1 protein-coding gene and 1 pseudogene are annotated in these 1,119 nt (G+C 70.0%); both read left to right on the forward strand.

Translation table 11 applies throughout. The annotated features are described in order from the left end of the window. A pseudogene (locus tag AC1D00_RS42340) lies at window positions 1-105 on the forward strand (aldo/keto reductase); the annotation flags it as partial. 15 nt (window positions 106-120) lie between these two features. Next, window positions 121-1,119, forward strand: a 999-nt coding sequence (locus AC1D00_RS42345) for a tetratricopeptide repeat protein (RefSeq protein ID WP_477014810.1), incomplete at its 3' end; no start/stop codon positions are given.

Raw genomic sequence — 1,119 nt, forward strand, 5'->3', positions numbered from 1 at the left:
GACGAAGCCCTGATCGACCGCCTGGTGACGCCGGGCCATCCCTCGACGCCGGGCTACAACGACCCGGCCTATCCGATCGAAGGCCGCCGCGCGCGAACGGCTTGAACTCCGGAGACGACGATGGCGCATGAGGACCGCTACGGCCTTCCGCTTTCCACTGCATCCGATGCCGCGGCATCCGCCTATCGCGAAGGCGTCGACCTCATGCTGGCGGGCTGGACCGGCACGGCGGAGACGCTGGAGCGCGCCATCGCCGCCGATCCGGACTTTGCGCTTCCCCATATCGCCCGCGCCCGCGTGCATGCCTTCTACCAGCAGGGCGACCTCGCGCGGCAGAAGGCGGCACGCGCGCGTGAGCTCGTTGCAAAGCGCGGCACGGAGCGCGAGCGTTCGCATGTCGAGGCCCTGGCGCTCGCGATCGAGGGACGCCTGCCCGAGGCGATTGCGGCAACGCTGGAACATGTCGAGGCATGGCCGCGCGATGCCGTGGTGCTGTCGCTGCCGCTCGGCGCGTTCGGCCTGTTCGCCTTCTCCGGCATGGCCGATCACGACCGTGCGCGGCACGAGCTGTGCGAGCGCGTCGCGCGCCATTATGGCGAGGACTGGTGGTTCCTCACCATGTCCGGTTGGGCGATGACCGAGAACGGCGACGTCGCCCGCGGCCGGGGCATCACCGAGCGCGGCTTCGCCCTGCGCCGGCAGAATGCCCATGCCGCGCATGCCGTGCTGCATGCGATGTTCGAGGACGGCYCGATCGAGGCGGCCGACCGTCTCGTCGACGAATGGATTCCGACCTACGACCGCGCCGGACTCCTGCACGGCCACATCCGCTGGCACCAGGCGCTCGGCGCGCTGGAGCATGGCGATGCGCCGCGCGCACTCGCGATCTATGCCGACGTGCTCCAGCCCTCCGCGACGCAGGCGCCGCCGCTCAACGTCATCACCGACGGCGCCTCGCTGCTCTGGCGCCTGTCCTCTTACGGCCACGCCGTGCCGAAGGCACTCTGGCTTGATGCCGACGCCGCCGCGCAAAAGCTGTTTCCGAAATCGAGCCTGCCGTTCGCCGACGTCCACATGGCGCTGTTCGCCGCTGCAACGCAAAACCGCGACGCGCTCGCC

The organism is Bradyrhizobium sp. P2_E8 (genome assembly GCF_056403875.1).